The organism is Motiliproteus sp. SC1-56, from assembly GCF_017309075.1.
Lineage (GTDB): Bacteria > Pseudomonadota > Gammaproteobacteria > Pseudomonadales > Balneatricaceae > Motiliproteus.
Window position 1 is genome coordinate 247,671 of sequence record NZ_JAEMGS010000001.1, and the last position, 15,442, is coordinate 263,112.

The following is a 15,442-nucleotide window of genomic DNA, read 5'->3' on the forward strand; positions in this document are numbered from 1 at the left end:
CCCCCCCCACCCCTACCCAGAGTTGCCACGGAAGGTTGACTGAACCCCATGTTTTCGGTGTAAGCGATGAAAAAGAACCTTCCCGTCACAAATAGAGAGCTGGACTATCCGGCCCATTACAACATTCTCTCAACGACCGACCTCAAGGGCGCCATCACCTACATCAACCAGGAGTTCGTCGAGGTCTCGGGCTTTGAGACCGACGAGTTGCTGGGGCGCAACCACAACATGGTACGCCACCCCGATATGCCCCCGGCGGCCTTTGAAAACCTCTGGCAGACCATCAAGGGCGGTGAATCCTGGATGGGGCTGGTGAAGAACCGTTGCAAGAACGGCGACCATTACTGGGTCGATGCCTATGTAACGCCGATCCAGGAGGACGGTCGCACCCAGGAGTACCAGTCGGTGCGGGTCCAGCCCGACCGCAAGGCGGTGGCCCGGGCGGAGAAGGTCTACCCGTCGCTGATGGAGGGCAACACCCCTGCGGCCCTGAAAGCCCCCCGGCTGTCCCTTCACCTCAAGCTGCTGCTGGGCAGCCTGCTGGGCTTTACCCCCTTGATGGGATGGAGCCTCTACCAGGGCGTCGAGACGGGGACCCTGGTCGCCCTGGTCCTGTCGCTGCTGTGCTGCGGCGGCCTGCTCTACGGGCTCACTGGCTCGTTGCGCCAGCTCTCCGCGGAGGCGCGTAAGCGTTACCACAACCCCCTGATGCAGTACCTCTACACCGGTCGTCGTGACGAGGTGGGCGAGGTGCAGGTGGCGATGAAGAAGATGGAGGCGGAACTGCGGGCCGTGGTCGCCCGGGTCAAGGACTCCAGCGAGCAGGTGCAGGTCACGGCGGACGATGCGATGGCGGATATGCGCGCCAACGCCGAGGGAGCCCGGCGCCAGCAGGACGAGCTCCACCAGGTCGCTACCGCCATGGACGAGATGTCCTCCACCATCGAGGATGTGGCCGGCCACGTGCAGGCGACCGCCGAGGCTGCCAACGAGGCCCACGAAGCGGCCGTGACCGGCCGTACCGACGTGGACCACAGCTTCCAGTCGATCCGGGAGCTGGTAGCCGAGGTGGAAGACGCCACCCGCCGTATCCAGGAGCTGGATCGCCACAGCGCCAGCATCGAATCGGTGCTGGACGTGATCAAGCTGGTGGCGGAGCAGACCAACCTGCTGGCCCTGAATGCGGCGATCGAAGCCGCCCGGGCCGGCGACGCCGGACGGGGTTTCGCGGTGGTGGCTGACGAGGTGCGGACCCTGGCCCAGCGCACCCAGCAGTCCACTGAGGAGATCGCCCAGCAGATTCACGGGCTGCAGGAAGGGGTGCGCGAGAGCGTTACCGCCATGCAGCGCAGTCAGAGTATCTCCCAGTCCAGCATCAAGGACATGGAGCGTACCGGCGAGGTGTTTGACCGCATCACCGAAGCGGTGGCGAGGATCTCCGAGATGGGGCTGCAGGTCGCCAGCGCTACCGAGCAGCAAAGCGCCGTGGCGGGGGAGATCAGTCGCAATGTGAACCAGGTGAATGACCTCTCCATCGGCAACCTGGAGGGTAGCAAGCGGGCCCTGCAGATCAGCGAACGCTTCAACGAGCAGACCGGCCAGCAGCAGCGATTGATTCGGCAGTTTATGCGCGGCTGATGATGCGAGGCTAAGGCCGGGCTGCCGTTATAGCGGCTTTGCGAGGGTGCCCCGTGAGCGGGGCGCCGGTAACAGGCGGGCGCGCTTTGGGCGGCCCGCCTTTTTTATGCCCTTGGGGCGGGGCGTCCCGGCCTCGTCCGGGCTCAGAGCCAGCGGCGTACCCGCCGTTTGTAGGCGAGGTAGGCGCCGTTGAAGCGCTGCGCCATGACCCGCTCCTCGGGGAGGATCTGTAGCCGCTGAATGCAGGGAACAAAGAGCAGCGCCAGCAGCAGGGCGGCCGCGCTGCCCAGCAGCAGCCCCCAGGCCAGCAGGCTGAAGGCAAAGCCCAGGTACATGGGGTTGCGGCTCAGGCGGTAGACGCCCTCGCTGACCAGAGTGGTGGCCTGGCCCGGATCGAGGGGGTTGACGCTGGTGCGGGCGCGGCGAAAGTGCAGCACGCCCAGGACGCAGAGCGTGGCACCGCTAACCAGCAGCAAGCCGGCGAGCCCCTGGCGCAGGGAGAGCGGCAAGGGCAGGGCGCCGAGCGGTGCCGCCAGCCACATCATGCCGGCGAACAGCAGCACCAGCAAAAGCGGGGGGATCTTCAGTTCCAGGCGTTGCAGCATGGGCAGGCTCCGTGTCTCCGGGTAAACAAGGATTCTGCCCCAGCCAAGCACGAAGGGCCAAATGGGCGACGGAGGATGTACGGGCGGCTGGCGGGCAGGTGATGGCTACACTTAGCTGTATGGGGTCGCTCTGCCCCTCACCCACTTTTCGGGGACTTTCGCCATGTCGCACCGTTTTGACTCCATTCTGGACACGATCGGCAATACGCCGGTGGTGCGCATCAATCACCTGGCTCCGGCGCATGTGCAGCTGTTCGTCAAGGTCGAGTCCTTCAACCCTATGGGGTCGGTTAAGGACCGGCTGGCGCTGGGGGTGATCGAGGACGCCGAACGCAAAGGCGAATTGAAACCCGGGCAGACGGTGGTGGAGGCCACCAGCGGCAATACCGGCATCGGCCTGGCGATGGTCTGTGCCCAGAGAGGCTACCCGCTGGTGGTGACCATGGCCGAGAACTTCAGTGTCGAGCGGCGCAAGCTGATGCGTTTTCTCGGCGCCAAGGTGGTGCTGACGCCGGCCTCCGAAAAAGGCTCGGGGATGGTCGCCAAGGCCGAGGAGCTGGCCGAGGCCCACGGCTGGTGGCGATCACGGCAGTTTGAGAACCCGGCCAATGCCGAGATTCACCGGCGCACCACCGCGGTCGAGATCCTGCGTGATTTTGACGACCTGCCCCTAGATTACTGGGTCACCGGGTTCGGCACCGGCGGCACCCTGAGCGGTGTCTCATCAGTGCTGCGTGAACGCAGCCCCGGGACCCGCATCGTGGTGTGCGAGCCGGACAACTCCGCGATGCTGGCCAGCGGCATCGCCCAACCGCGTCGCGCCGACGGCTCCCACAGCCAGAGCCACCCGAAATTTCGGCCCCACCTGATGCAGGGCTGGAGTCCCGACTTCGTGCCGCAACTGGTCGAGCCGGTGCTGCAGAGCGACGCCATCGACGAATTCATTCCCATCAACGGCAACGACGCCCTGCGCTGCGCCAAGGCGCTGGCGACGCGGGAGGGTATTTTCGTCGGTATCAGCGGCGGTGCCACCTTTGCCGGTGCCCTTGAGGTGGCCAAGCGGGCGCCGGAGGGGGCGACCCTCCTGTGCATGCTGCCCGATACCGGCGAGCGCTACCTGACCACGCCCCTGTTCCTGGATGTGCCCGAGACCATGACCGAGGAGGAGGAGGCCATTTCCCGCTCGACCTCCGGCTATCGCTTTGATCAGCCGTCGGCGGTCCCGGCCCCTGCGGCCGAGCAGGCAGCGCCGCTGGACCCCGAGGCGGTTCGGCAGGTGGAGGCGGCGACCAAGGATCCGGACAACCCGGTGGTGATGTTCGCCCTGGAGTGGTGCGAGTTCTGCTGGTCGGTGCGCAAGGTGATGGCCAAGTACCAGATTCCCTACCGCTCGGTGGACCTGGACTCGGTGGCGTACCAGGAGGACGATCTGGGCGGAAAGATGCGGGCGGTGCTGAAAGACAAGACCGGCTGGACCACCCTGCCGCAGATCTTTATCGGCGGCGAGTTTGTCGGCGGCTGCACCGACCTGTTCGACCGTTGCCGGGACGGCTCCCTGCAGACCTTGCTGAAGGATAACGGGGTCTCTTTCAACGAGCAGGAAACCGCGGATCCCTACAGTTTCCTGCCCAGCTGGCTGCACCCGCGCTGAGGGGGCAGATCACTTCCTTCTGTGTTGACCCGACGGGCGCAGCCCACGGGACCTTGGATTGTTTGTTATCGTTTATTAACCCAAGCGATAACTTTCTCTTTTGATTCTGCCGGTATTACCCTTACCCTGAGCCACGGATTGATCATCAAGGAGCACGGATAATGGAGCAGGGCAGGGGCCTTCCTTTCACAGGCTGGCGCTGGCGGGCAGCACTCTTCTTTTTCGTTGGCTGGCTCTGCGTTGCGGTGCAGGCCGACACGGTGCGCCTGGTCTCCTTCCAGTACCCGCCGCTGGTCTACCAGGAGAATGGAGAGGTCAAGGGGGTGGCGACGGCGCTGGTGCGCGAGGCGTTCGAGTCCATGGGGCACTCGGTGACGGTGGAGATCCTGCCCTGGCCCCGTTCCCTGCAGTACGTGGAGCACGGGCAGGCCGACGGCATCTTTACCATCTTCAAGAACCCGGAGCGGGAAACCTTCCTGCGCTACGCCGGCAAGCCCCTGATTGAGCAGGTGATCGCGCTTTACCGGCGCAGCGATCGCCCGCTGCATTTCGACGGCGCCCTGGCTGCATTGATTCCCTACCGCATCGGCGTTACCCGGGCGGTCAGCTACGGGCAGCACTTTGACCGGGCGCTCAAGGAGCTGCTGCCCTACGTGATTCAGGCCAACGACGAGCGCACCAAGTTTCTGTTGCTGGATTCGGGGCGGGTCGACCTGGTGGTGAGCAGTACCGGTATCGCCGACTTCTATCGCGAGCGCCTGGGTCTTGGGCCGCGCATTGTGCGGGTGCCCGGGGAGATCGAGCGGGTGCCGAGCTACCTGGCCTTCTCCCGCGCCTCCAAGCGGCAGTTGCTGGCGCCCGCCTTCGCCCAGGCCCTGGAGCAGCTCAAGGCCAGCGGTCGCTACGGGGAGATCCTGCGCGAGCACGGCTACGGGCTGGCGGCCTCGCCCGCCCGGCACGTCATCGCCCGGGAGAGTGTGCGATGAACTTCAAACGCCTGGAAACCTTTGTCTGGGTGGCCACCCTGGGCAGCTTTCGCAAGGCGGCGGAACGGCAGTTCACCACCCAGCCGGCGGTCTCCAGTCGCATTGCCGCCCTCGAGGAGGAGCTGGGGGTCAAGCTGTTCCAGCGCGACGGCGGTCCCGGCGGCATCACCCTTACCGCCAAGGGCAAGGCGCTGCTGCCATATGCGGAGAAAATCCTGTTCATGTCCGACCAGTTCCGCAAGCGGGCCAACGCTTCGGTCCTGCACTCGGGTAACTTGCGCCTCGGCGTCTCGGAGACCATCGTCCACACCTGGCTGCCGGAGTTCCTCCGCTCCCTGCACCGGGAGATGCCCCACCTGGACGTTGAGATGAGCGTGGACGTGACCGGCAACCTGCGCGCCGGCTTGCTCGACCGTTCATTGGACCTGGCCTTTCTGATGGGGCCGGTGTCGGAACCCTCCATCGCCAACCAGAGCCTGTGCCGCTTTCCGCTGGTCTGGGTGGCCAGCCCGGCGTTGAACCTGCCGGACCGGATGCTCTACCTGGAGGAGCTGGCGGCCTGGCCGGTGATCACCTACGCCCGCACCACCAAGCCCTTTGCGGAGATCAGTCAGAAGTTCCGAGAGTTGGACGGCGAGCCGACCCGCTTCTTCTCCTCCAGCTCCCTGGCCGCCTGCCACCGGCTGACCCTGGACGGGGTCGGGGTCTCCTCCCTGCCTTACGTGATGATCGCCCACCAGCTGGCGAGCGGCGAGCTGGTGCGGCTCAAGACCACCTGGACCCCCTCGGAACTCTCCTTTACCGCCTCCTACTCGGCGGCCCCGTTCAACCCGCTGGCGGAGACCGCCGCCAGCCTGGCGGTCAAGGTCGCCCACCGCTACGCCCGAGATGTTGATAAAAAATAATTATCAACTAACTTAAAAAACCATAATTAGACTTTTGTTTCCGCTGGGATAACCTGTCAGAAAAGAATAAAACCCCGTCGGTACAGGAGAATCCACATGCGCCTTCCGGAGCCTTCCGCCTACAAGCGCAGCGTCCTTGAGCAGGCCGCCGAGCTTCGCGCCAACATCCGTGCCGGCGTCTACCGCGGCACCACCAGCGGCCACGCCCCGGGGCTGGTGCAGGGCAACGTGGTGATTCTCCCTGCCGACTGGGCCGCGGAGTTTCTGGCCTTCTGCCAGGCCAATCCCGTCGCCTGCCCCCTGATCGCCATGTCCCAGCCCGGCGAGGCAGCGCTGCCCGGCCTTGGTGATGACCTCGATATCCGCACCGACATTCCCGAGTACCACGTTTTCCGCGACGGCCAGCGCGTTGACACGGTCAGCGATATCAATGAGCTGTGGGATCAGCAGATGGTCACCTTCGTGCTGGGCTGCTCGTTCTCCTTTGAAGACGCCCTGCAGCGGGCCGGCCTCAAGGTGCGCAACATCGAGAGCGGCGCCAACGTATCTATGTACCGGAGCAATATCGAGACCGTGCCCGCCGGTCGCTTTCATGGCCGCATGGTGGTCTCCATGCGCCCCTTCAACAGCAGCGACGCCATTCGCGCCATTCAGATCACCACCCGCCTGCCCAAGGCCCACGGCGCCCCGGTGCACCTGGGCGACCCAGCCCTGATCGGCATCGACGATTTGAGCGCCCCCGATTTCGGCGATGCGGTTACCGTCGAAGCCGGCGAGCTGCCCCTGTTCTGGGCCTGCGGGGTGACGCCGCAGGTGGCGCTTGAAAACGCCCGTCCGCCGCTCGCCATTACTCACGTACCCGGAAAAATGCTTATTACCGAGCGACTTAACGAAGAACTGGCAATACTGTAGAAGCCGGCCGCGCCCGGCTCCCCAACAGAATTAAAAACGAAAACAATGGGAGAACCCAGATGATAAAGAAGCTCACCGCAACTGCACTGTTGATCGGCGGCCTTACCGCCGGCGCCGCCCAGGCGGAGAAGTGGCACATGCCCACCCCCTACGGCGACGCCAACCTGCCCACCCAGATCGCCCATGAGTTCGCCAAGGAGGTTAAGGAGGCCACCGGCGGCGAGTTGGACATTACCGTCCACTCCGGCGCCTCCCTGGTGAAGCATCCCGAGATCCCGCGGGCGGTGAAGACCGGCCAGGTGCAGTTGGGAGAAATCTTCATCGGCATCATGGGTAACACCCACCCGGTGTTCAAGCACGACAATATCCCCTTCCTGGCCACCAACTTCGATGACGCCAAGAAGCTCTGGGAAGCGGCCAAGCCGCAGGTCGAAAAGCAGCTCGACCGCGAAGGCATGACCCTGCTCTACACCGTGGCCTGGCCGGCGCAGAGCCTCTACACCAAGGCACCGGTCAATACCCTGGCGGACCTGCAGGGGCTGAAAATGCGCGCCTACAGCCCCTCCACCTCGCGCCTGGCTGACCTGATGAACACCACCCCCACCACCGTGCAGGTGCCGGAGATTCCCCAGGCGTTCAGCACCGGCATCATCGACGCCATGATCACCTCCCCTTCAACCGGGGTGAACGGTCAGGCCTGGGATTACCTGAGCCACTACACCGACGTGAAGGCCTGGATTCCCAAGAACGTGGTGGTGGTCAACAAGCGCGCTTTCCGTCGCCTGGATAAAGACGCCCAGCAGGCCATTCTCGACGCCGCCGCCCGCGCTGAAGCCAAAGGCTGGGAAGGGGTTCGCAAGAAGGCCGCCGAGGACACCCAGACCCTGGCCGACAACGGCATCGTGGTGAGCGAGCCCTCCGCCGAGCTGATGGCCGAGATGCAGAAGATCGGCGACACCATGATCGAGGAGTGGAAGCAGGAGGCCCCCGAGGAGGTTTCCGCGATTCTCGAGCAATACCAGCAGTAACCGCCCGGTTGCTCAGTTAACGAAAGCGGGAGCGCATTCGCCACCCGGCGGGGCGCTCCCCCAGCGAGGCAACCGCTATGAAGTCATTTCGCGATAAGCTTTACCTGGCGTCGGGCTACGCGTCGGGTCTGTGCATTGTGCTGATCATGCTGATCATCCTGGCGCAGATCGTCGGCCGCCTGTTCGGGTTCATCGTGCCATCGGCGGAGGACTTCTCCGGCTGGGCTCTGGCCGCGGCGACCTTCTTCGGGCTCGCCTACACCTTCCGTGAAGGCGGCCATATCCGTGTCACCCTGGTGATTCAGAGCTGGTCCAAGCGGGCCCGCTTCTACCAGGAGGCGGTGGTGTTGCTGCTGGCCCTGGGCCTGGCCTGTTTCATGACCTACTACTGCTGGCACATGGTCTGGGAGTCCTACATCTTCGAGGAGGTTTCTCACGGCTACCTGCCCATTCCCCTCTGGATGCCCCAGGTGCCGGTGGGTATCGGCGCGCTGGCCTTTAACATCGCGGTCCTGGATGACCTGGTCACCCTGCTGCTGGGACGCACACCCTCATACGCCCCCCACGAGGGTGAGCTGAACCTGGAGGAAGTGTGATGGACATCACCCTGCTCTCAATCATCCTCGCCGCCGCCATGATCCTGATGCTGGCCGCCGGGTTCTGGGTGTCGCTGACCCTGGTGGGCGTCGGCGCCCTGGGACTGCTGCTGTCCGGTAACGACCAGATCGGCCTGCTGTTCGCCACCTCCAGCTGGGGCGCGAGCACCGGCTGGTCGCTGACCGCACTGCCGATGTTTATCTGGATGGGCGAGGTGCTGTTCCGCACCCGCCTCTCCGAGGACCTGTTCAAGGGGCTGGCGCCCTGGCTGGGCGGCTTGCCCGGCAAGCTGCTGCACGTGAACGTGCTCAGCTGTGGCATCTTCGCCGCCGTCTCCGGCTCCTCGGCGGCCACCGCCGCCACCATCGGTCGCATGACCCTGCCCGAGCTCAAGGCACAGGGCTACAGCGACCGCATGGCGGTGGGCACCCTGGCCGGCTCCGGCACCCTGGGCCTGCTGATTCCGCCTTCCATCATCCTGATCGTTTACGGTGTCGCGGCGGAAGTTTCCATCGGTCGCCTGTTTATTGCAGGCGCCCTGCCCGGGCTGATGCTGGTGGGCCTGTTCATGGGTTACACCATGCTCTGGGCCCTGTTTAACCGCGATCAGTTGCCGCGCCACAGCAAGGAACAGGTGTCCCTGGCGGCCAAACTCGGCGCCCTGCGCAAGCTGCTGCCCATCGTCGGCCTGATCGGCTTCGTGCTCGGCTCTATCTACGGCGGCCTGACCACCCCCACCGAAGCCGCCGCCCTGGGCGTGTTCGGCGCGCTGCTGCTGGCCGCCGCCACGGGTTCTCTGAGCCGCAGCAGCTTCAAGGAGAGCCTGCTGGGGGCGGTGAAAAGCTCCTGCATGATCGGCTTGATCCTGGTGGGCGCCCACTTCCTGACCCTGGCGATGGGCTTTCTGGGGATTCCCCGGGCCCTGGCCGAGTGGATCGGGGCCATGAACCTGAGCCCCTTCGAGCTGCTGGTCTACCTGACCGTGCTCTTCGTCGCCCTGGGCTGTTTCCTGGACGGCATCTCGGTGGTGGTGCTGACCGTGGCGGTGGTGCTGCCCATGGTGCAGCAGGCCAACATCGACCTGCTCTGGTTCGGTATCTACATCGTACTGGTGGTGGAAATGAGCCAGATTACGCCGCCGGTGGGCTTCAACCTGTTCGTGATCCAGGCCCTGACAGGCAAGGACATCCTCTACGTGGCGCGGGCCGCGCTGCCCTTTTTCCTGCTGATACTCGCCGCGGTGGTGCTGATCAGCTGGTTCCCGGGCATCGTCACCTACCTGCCCACGACCATGAGCCACGGTTGATGCACACCTGAGCCACGGCCTGGCCCCAGACGAGCGACCCATGTCAGGCCCCGTTATCCACACCGCCGCCCCTTTCCAGATGCCCGCCACGACGCGGCGGGGGCGGCCTTTGCCCGGAGAAAGATGATGAAACTCAACTGCGATATGGGCGAAAGCTTCGGTACCTGGACCAAGGGGATGGACGAGCAGGTCATGCCCTTCATCGACATGGCCAGCATTGCCTGTGGCTTTCACGCCTCCGACCCCCTGACCATGGAACGCACGGTGAAGATGGCCCGGGCAGAGAATGTCACCATCGGCGCCCACCCCGGCTACCCGGACCTGCTCGGATTTGGGCGTCGCGAGCTTGAGTGCCACCCCGAGGAGCTCAAGCCGATCCTGATTTACCAACTGGCGGCCCTGGACGGTATCTGCCGCACCCAGGGGACCGGTATCGAGTACGTGAAGCCCCACGGCGCCCTTTACAACAAGATGATGGTGGATGACTGCACCCTGACCGCGGTGATGGCGGCGGTACAGGCCTACGCCCCTCATTGCCCGCTGGTGGTGATGGCGACGCCGGATGCGTCGCGCATCCGCAAGCTGGCCCGGGAGATGGGCGTCCAGGTCTGGTTTGAGGCGTTTTCCGACCGCGCCTACGACGATGAGGGCCGGCTGGTAAAACGCTCGGTACCGGGGTCGGTGCACGAGACCACCGAGGCCATCGAACAGCAGGTGCTGCAGATTATCCGCGAAGGCCGGGTCACCTCGATTACCGGCCAGTCCATTCCGATCGAGGCGGACACCATCTGCATTCACGGCGACAGCCACCACGCCGTGGAGGCGGCGCGCCACATTCGCAGCGTGGTCAATGCCCAATGAGGATCGAGGCCCTCAACGAAGAGAGCTGCATCGTCTACCTCGGCGAGACCATCGACGAGGCGGTCTCCGCGCGGGTGACCCGGGCGGTGGCCGCCATTCGCGAAGAGCTGGGCGAGCTGCTGGTGGACCTGGTGCCGTCCTACACCTCGATCCTGGTCTGCTATGACCTGACCCGCATCGACCGTTTCGGCATTCGGACACGGTTGCGGCGGGCGTTGGAGAGAGGCGAGGCGGCGGGCGGGGCGGGCTTTGAGCCGCGCACCGTGGAGCTGCCGGTCTATTACGGTCCTGAAGTGGCCCTGGACCTGGCGGATATCTGCGAACACGCCGGACTCAGCCCGGAAGAGGTGGTCCGCATCCACAGCGAGACCGACTATCGGGTATACGCCATCGGCTTCAGCCCGGGCTTTGCTTACCTCGGCAATACCGACCGACGCATCGCCATGTCCCGCAAATCCACGCCGCGCCTGAAGGTGCCCAGCGGCAGTCTCGGCATCGCCGACACCCAGACCGCCATCTACCCCAGCAGCACTCCCGGCGGCTGGCAGGTCATCGGCCGCACGCCGCTGGCCATGGTCGACTGGTCCAGCGCCTCGCTGGCCCGGGTACAGGTGGGTGACCGGGTGCGCTTTAGACCTATCAGTCGTGAGGAATACCGGGAGCTGGGAGGCCGGTTCGATGAGCTTTGAAGTGATCAATCCGGGCATGCTGACCCTGATCCAGGACCGCGGCCGTCACGGCTATCAGCACCAGGGCATCACCACCGGCGGGCCCATGGACAGCCACGCTTTCCACTGGGCCAACCAGTTGCTGGGCAACGCCGCCGGCGCCGCGCAACTGGAAATCACCTTCGGCATGCTGGAGCTGAGAGCCGAGGCCTCGACCACGATTGCCCTGACCGGTGCGGATCTCGGCGCCGAGCTCAACGGTGAGGCCCTCGCCCCCTGGTGCACTCATGCGGTTCGCCCCGGCGACCGGCTGCGCTTTCAAAGCCCGCGCAGCGGCCTGCGGGCCTACCTGGCGGTGCACGGCGGCTTTGAGGTCAAACCGGTGCTGGGCAGCTGTGCCACGGTCAGCCGCGAACAGCTGGGCGGGTTGGACGGGCAGGGGGCCAAATTGCGTCAGGGGGACCGCCTGCCTTATCGCGCCCTCGAAACGCCCCTGGATGCCCGCGTGCCGGGCTGGGCGGTTCCCGACTATCAAAAGCCCCTGCGCCTGGGGGTGATGCTAGGCTATCAGCAGGCCCATTTTCCCCGTACCGCCCTGATGACCTTTTTCAGCGAGACTTACGAGGTGACCCAGAACATCGATCGCATGGGGTATCGCCTCGCGGGTTCCCCGGTGCACTGTGACCTCGACGGCATCGTCTCCGAAGGAATCGCCTACGGGGCCATCCAGGTACCCAAGGATGGCAACCCGATCGTGCTGATGCGCGACCGCCAGACCATCGGCGGCTACCCCAAGCTGGGGTGCCTGAGCACCCTGGGTGCGGGCGCTTTGGCACAGCGCGGTCCCGGATGCCGGGTCAGCTTTTATCCCATGGACGTGGGGGAGGCCGAAGCCGAACGCCTGCTCTTCAACCGTAGCCTGGGCCTTTAGAGCGCCCTCAGGAGCCATCGCTTCATGAGCACCAAATCCGAGTCTTGCGCGGTCGAACCGCATCACTCGTCCCTGACCGACGGGGCTTTTGACGCCGCTTCCGCCGATGGCGAGCGCATCGAGCTGCGGGTGATCGGTGTTGGCCCGTTGATGCCGCTTTCCCGGCTGTTGCCCAAGGTGGAGAACCTGGGGGTGGAGGTGGTCACCTCGGCCAGCCGTTCCCAAGCAGACGGCTGGCAGATCGACCTCTCCCTGCGCCCCGCCGTGGCCGAGCTGCTCTCGTCGGTGCCCATGCAGGCGCGTTTCGTCGATACCCTGCTGGCGGTCGCCGACGGCCGGGCCGACAACGATGGCTTCAACCGCCTGGTGACCCTGGGCGATTTTGGCCTGCGCAAGTGCGTGCTGCTGCGGGGGCTTGCCCGCTACCTGTCGCTGATCAACCTGCCGTTCAGCCGTGACCACATGGCGGCGACCCTGTGCCAGCACCCCGAGGCGGCAACGGCCCTGGTCGATTATTTCAGGGCCAGGTTCGACCCGGACCAGGCCCTGGATGCGGCAGAGGGCGTCCGGTGCCGGGAGCAGGCCGTGGCCCTGGCCGAGTCGGTCGCCTCCCTCGATGAAGAGCGTATTCTGACCGCCTATATCGAGGTGATCGACGCCATTGTTCGCACCAATTTCTTTGTCGATAGCCTGTGGAAGGAGGCCGGCCGCTGTCTGGTTTTCAAACTCACGCCCGGGCTGATCCACAACTTGCCCCAGCCGGCGCCGGCCTTTGAGATCTTTGTCTACGGCACCGCCGTGGAAGGAGTGCACCTGCGCGGCGGCAAGGTGGCCCGCGGAGGGCTGCGCTGGTCCGAGCGCCAGGAGGACTACCGCACCGAGGTGCTGGGGCTGGTGAAAGCGCAGATGGTGAAGAACGCGGTGATCGTTCCCACCGGCGCCAAAGGCGGCTTTATCTGCAAGCGTCTCAACGGCGAGGGCGATCCCCGTCAGCGCGCCGAGCAGGTGCGTCAGGCCTACTGCTCCTACATCAACGCCCTGCTGGAGGTCACCGACAATCGGTTCGGCGGCGTCGTGGTGCCGCCGTCACAGGTGGTACGTTACGACGACGACGACCCTTACCTGGTCGTCGCCGCCGACAAGGGCACCGCCACCTTCTCCGATACCGCCAACGGCATCGCCCAGCAGGCGGGCTTCTGGCTGGGGGACGCCTTTGCCTCCGGCGGCTCCAAGGGGTACGACCACAAGAAGATGGGGATTACCGCCCGCGGGGCGTGGGAGTCCACCAAGCGCCTGTTCCGGGAGCTGGGCGTGGATACCCAGACCACCCCTTTCCAGGTGGTGGGCATCGGTGACATGGGCGGCGATGTGTTCGGCAACGGCATGTTGCTGTCGCGCCAGATCAAGCTGGTGGCTGCGTTCAACCACGAGCACATCTTTCTCGACCCGACGCCTGATCCGGCAAGCTCCTTTGCCGAGCGGCAACGGCTATTTGCAACCCCCGGCGGCGCCCGCTGGAGCGATTACGACCCCACGCTGATCTCCCCGGGGGGCGGGGTCCATGCCCGCACCAGCAAACGCATACCGGTCTCCCCCCAGGTTCGCCGGGCCCTGGCCATCGAAGAGGGGGTTGAGCAGCTCTCCCCGGATGCCCTGATTCGCGCCATTCTCAGCGCCAAGGTGGACCTGCTCTGGAACGGCGGCATCGGCACCTACGTTCGCGCCAGCCACGAGAGCGATGCGCAGGTGGGTGATCGCAGCAACGACCCGCTGCGCATCAGCGCCCCGGAGCTGCGGGTTCGGGTCGTGGTCGAGGGGGGCAACCTGGGGCTTACTCAGGCGGCGCGAATCGAGTTTGCACGGAGCGGCGGGCGCATTACCACCGACGCGGTGGATAACTCCGCCGGGGTCGACTGCTCGGACCACGAGGTCAACATCAAGATCCTGCTCGATGCCCTCGTGATTGACGGCGCCCTCGACGGCGAGGGGCGGGACCGGTTGCTGGAAGAGATGACCGACGAGGTGGCCCGGTTGGTGCTCGACAACAACTACCAGCAGAGCAAGATGCTGAGCCAGTCCAACTACACCGCGCCCGCCTTTATCGCCAAGCACGCCCACCTGATCCAGCTCCTGGAGCGTGAGGGGCGCCTCGACCGGCGGCTGGAGGCGCTGCCGGACGATGTCGAGATTGAAGAGCGTATCGGCAACGGCGAGGGACTGTCGCGCCCCGAGATCGCCGTGCTGCTGGCCTATGCCAAGAGCCGGCTGTTCGAGAAACTGGCCGCCACCGACCTGATTGACGACCCCTTTATCGTCCAGGCCCTCTACGACTACTTCCCGGCCGCCATCCGCGAGCGCTTTCCAGAGGCCATTCTGGCTCACCCGCTGTGCCGGGAAATACTCGCCGCCCAGCTCACCAACCAGGTGATGAACCGCATGGGCTCCACCTTCGCGATCCGCTTGCTGGAGGAGCAGGACGTCAGCTGCGCCCGCTGGATCCAGTCTTACGCCGTGGCCCGGGAGGCCCTGGGTGTCGGCGATCTGGTCAAGGCGATCGAGGGCGAGGGCTTCAACCTCGACAACGCCACCCAGATGGAACTGCAGCTGCAAATCCATCATCCCCTGGAGCGGGCCACCCACTGGGTACTGGAGCAGGCCGACTGGACCCGGGATACCCCGACTCTGGTCGAACACTACCGTCGGGCGGTGCAGTGCACCCGGGACTGTCTCGGCGAGGTGGCCACCACCCTGCAGGCGCAGGTGGAGCAGCTCGAGTGGCTTTACTATGCCTTCGACATCGCCCAGGTAGCCGAGCGGATAGGCGCGCCTCTTGAAACGGTGGCCAAGCGCTTTTTCGCCGTCAACAAAGAGCTGGACCTGTTCTGGCTGCGCCAGGAGGTGGAGCGCCTGCCCGCCTTCGACAAGTGGCACCGCAAGGCCAAACAGGCGCTGATCCGGGATATCGACAGCGCCGTCAAACGTCATCTTGAGTACCGGCTCGGGGCCGGGGAGGGCGACGGGGCGGTCGCGGGGGCGGCCAAGGCCCTGCGCGAGCGGATCAACGAGGTCAGGCTGCAGCCGAGCCGCCACCTCGCTATGCTGATCGCCCTGTGCAACAGCCTGCAGCAACTGGGCGAGGTGCCGGATAGCCGCGGCTGACGGCAGCCTGCCCGTACTTTTTCCAAGGGCCTCAACCCGGGTAGCGGTTCAGGAAACATAAAAAAACCGCCCACCGGGCGGCTATTTTAGTGGAAGCGGTTACTGCGCAATCTGACGGATTTTGACATGGCTATTGCGTAGAGCTTGATGTCAGTGGCGTGGGAGATGACCGCTTTGAGGTCACATCAGGAACTA

13 protein-coding genes are annotated in these 15,442 nt (G+C 65.1%); 12 read left to right on the forward strand and 1 reads right to left on the reverse strand.

The window, feature by feature from the left end; all coding sequences use genetic code 11:
* The first annotated feature begins 66 nt into the window (after positions 1-66).
* Positions 67-1,638 (forward strand): PAS domain-containing methyl-accepting chemotaxis protein, encoded by a 1,572-nt coding sequence (locus JGZ97_RS01230; RefSeq protein ID WP_207060771.1) that lies wholly within the window; start codon positions 67-69, stop codon positions 1,636-1,638.
* Positions 1,639-1,781: 143 nt separating this feature from the next.
* Here JGZ97_RS01230 and JGZ97_RS01235 read toward each other — a convergent pair whose 3' ends face one another.
* Entirely contained in the window at positions 1,782-2,243 is a 462-nt protein-coding gene (locus JGZ97_RS01235; RefSeq protein ID WP_207060772.1) for an isoprenylcysteine carboxylmethyltransferase family protein, read from the reverse strand.
* 163 nt (positions 2,244-2,406) lie between these two features.
* Between JGZ97_RS01235 and cysK the strand changes: the two genes are divergently transcribed.
* The 11 genes from cysK to JGZ97_RS01290 all read left to right on the forward strand — a co-directional run bounded on the left by cysK (position 2,407) and on the right by JGZ97_RS01290 (position 15,247).
* The gene (gene cysK / locus JGZ97_RS01240; protein WP_207060773.1) at positions 2,407-3,894 is read left to right on the forward strand and encodes a cysteine synthase A; all 1,488 of its coding nucleotides are present in this window, start codon (positions 2,407-2,409) and stop codon (positions 3,892-3,894) included.
* Positions 3,895-4,055: 161 nt separating this feature from the next.
* Positions 4,056-4,880, forward strand: a complete 825-nt coding sequence (locus tag JGZ97_RS01245; protein WP_207060774.1) for an ABC transporter substrate-binding protein — start codon at positions 4,056-4,058, stop codon at positions 4,878-4,880.
* The gene (locus tag JGZ97_RS01250) at positions 4,877-5,785 is read left to right on the forward strand and encodes a LysR family transcriptional regulator (RefSeq protein ID WP_207060775.1); all 909 of its coding nucleotides are present in this window, start codon (positions 4,877-4,879) and stop codon (positions 5,783-5,785) included. Before JGZ97_RS01245 ends, JGZ97_RS01250 begins: the two co-directional genes overlap by 4 nt.
* A 96-nt stretch (positions 5,786-5,881) precedes the next feature.
* Positions 5,882-6,697: a putative hydro-lyase gene (locus tag JGZ97_RS01255; RefSeq protein WP_207060776.1), complete on the forward strand. Its 816-nt coding sequence runs from the start codon at positions 5,882-5,884 to the stop codon at positions 6,695-6,697.
* 59 nt (positions 6,698-6,756) lie between these two features.
* A complete protein-coding gene (locus JGZ97_RS01260) occupies positions 6,757-7,725 on the forward strand; it encodes a TRAP transporter substrate-binding protein (RefSeq protein WP_207060777.1) in 969 nt (322 codons plus the stop codon).
* A 77-nt stretch (positions 7,726-7,802) separates the two neighbouring features.
* Complete coding sequence (locus JGZ97_RS01265; RefSeq protein WP_207060778.1) at positions 7,803-8,321, forward strand: TRAP transporter small permease; 519 nt, start codon at positions 7,803-7,805, stop codon at positions 8,319-8,321.
* Positions 8,321-9,628: a TRAP transporter large permease gene (locus tag JGZ97_RS01270; RefSeq protein ID WP_207060779.1), complete on the forward strand. Its 1,308-nt coding sequence runs from the start codon at positions 8,321-8,323 to the stop codon at positions 9,626-9,628. Before JGZ97_RS01265 ends, JGZ97_RS01270 begins: the two co-directional genes overlap by 1 nt.
* A gap of 126 nt (positions 9,629-9,754) precedes the next feature.
* On the forward strand, positions 9,755-10,489 hold the full coding sequence (locus JGZ97_RS01275) for a 5-oxoprolinase subunit PxpA (RefSeq protein ID WP_207060780.1): 735 nt from the start codon (positions 9,755-9,757) through the stop codon (positions 10,487-10,489).
* Positions 10,486-11,178 carry a 5-oxoprolinase subunit PxpB gene (pxpB, locus tag JGZ97_RS01280; RefSeq protein ID WP_207060781.1) on the forward strand — a complete coding sequence of 231 codons (693 nt, stop codon included), beginning with the start codon at positions 10,486-10,488 and terminating at the stop codon, positions 11,176-11,178. The genes JGZ97_RS01275 and pxpB overlap by 4 nt, the downstream gene beginning before the upstream one ends.
* Positions 11,168-12,088 (forward strand): biotin-dependent carboxyltransferase family protein, encoded by a 921-nt coding sequence (locus tag JGZ97_RS01285; protein ID WP_207060782.1) that lies wholly within the window; start codon positions 11,168-11,170, stop codon positions 12,086-12,088. Before pxpB ends, JGZ97_RS01285 begins: the two co-directional genes overlap by 11 nt.
* Positions 12,089-12,112: 24 nt before the next feature.
* The gene (locus JGZ97_RS01290) at positions 12,113-15,247 is read left to right on the forward strand and encodes an NAD-glutamate dehydrogenase domain-containing protein (protein WP_207060783.1); all 3,135 of its coding nucleotides are present in this window, start codon (positions 12,113-12,115) and stop codon (positions 15,245-15,247) included.
* The last annotated feature ends 195 nt before the right edge of the window (positions 15,248-15,442 follow it).

Bases quoted from the DNA above. Each gene is read 5' to 3' on its own strand.
- JGZ97_RS01250 (WP_207060775.1), top strand. From the start codon at position 4,877: ATGAACTTCAAACGCCTGGAAACCTTTGTCTGGGTGGCCACCCTGGGC.
- JGZ97_RS01255 (WP_207060776.1), top strand. From the start codon at position 5,882: ATGCGCCTTCCGGAGCCTTCCGCCTACAAGCGCAGCGTCCTTGAGCAG.
- JGZ97_RS01270 (WP_207060779.1), top strand. From the start codon at position 8,321: ATGGACATCACCCTGCTCTCAATCATCCTCGCCGCCGCCATGATCCTG.
- JGZ97_RS01245 (WP_207060774.1), top strand. From the start codon at position 4,056: ATGGAGCAGGGCAGGGGCCTTCCTTTCACAGGCTGGCGCTGGCGGGCA.
- JGZ97_RS01285 (WP_207060782.1), top strand. From the start codon at position 11,168: ATGAGCTTTGAAGTGATCAATCCGGGCATGCTGACCCTGATCCAGGAC.
- JGZ97_RS01275 (WP_207060780.1), top strand. From the start codon at position 9,755: ATGAAACTCAACTGCGATATGGGCGAAAGCTTCGGTACCTGGACCAAG.
- JGZ97_RS01290 (WP_207060783.1), top strand. From the start codon at position 12,113: ATGAGCACCAAATCCGAGTCTTGCGCGGTCGAACCGCATCACTCGTCC.
- JGZ97_RS01260 (WP_207060777.1), top strand. From the start codon at position 6,757: ATGATAAAGAAGCTCACCGCAACTGCACTGTTGATCGGCGGCCTTACC.
- JGZ97_RS01265 (WP_207060778.1), top strand. From the start codon at position 7,803: ATGAAGTCATTTCGCGATAAGCTTTACCTGGCGTCGGGCTACGCGTCG.
- JGZ97_RS01230 (WP_207060771.1), top strand. From the start codon at position 67: ATGAAAAAGAACCTTCCCGTCACAAATAGAGAGCTGGACTATCCGGCC.
- pxpB (WP_207060781.1), top strand. From the start codon at position 10,486: ATGAGGATCGAGGCCCTCAACGAAGAGAGCTGCATCGTCTACCTCGGC.
- JGZ97_RS01235 (WP_207060772.1), bottom strand. From the start codon at position 2,243: ATGCTGCAACGCCTGGAACTGAAGATCCCCCCGCTTTTGCTGGTGCTG.
- cysK (WP_207060773.1), top strand. From the start codon at position 2,407: ATGTCGCACCGTTTTGACTCCATTCTGGACACGATCGGCAATACGCCG.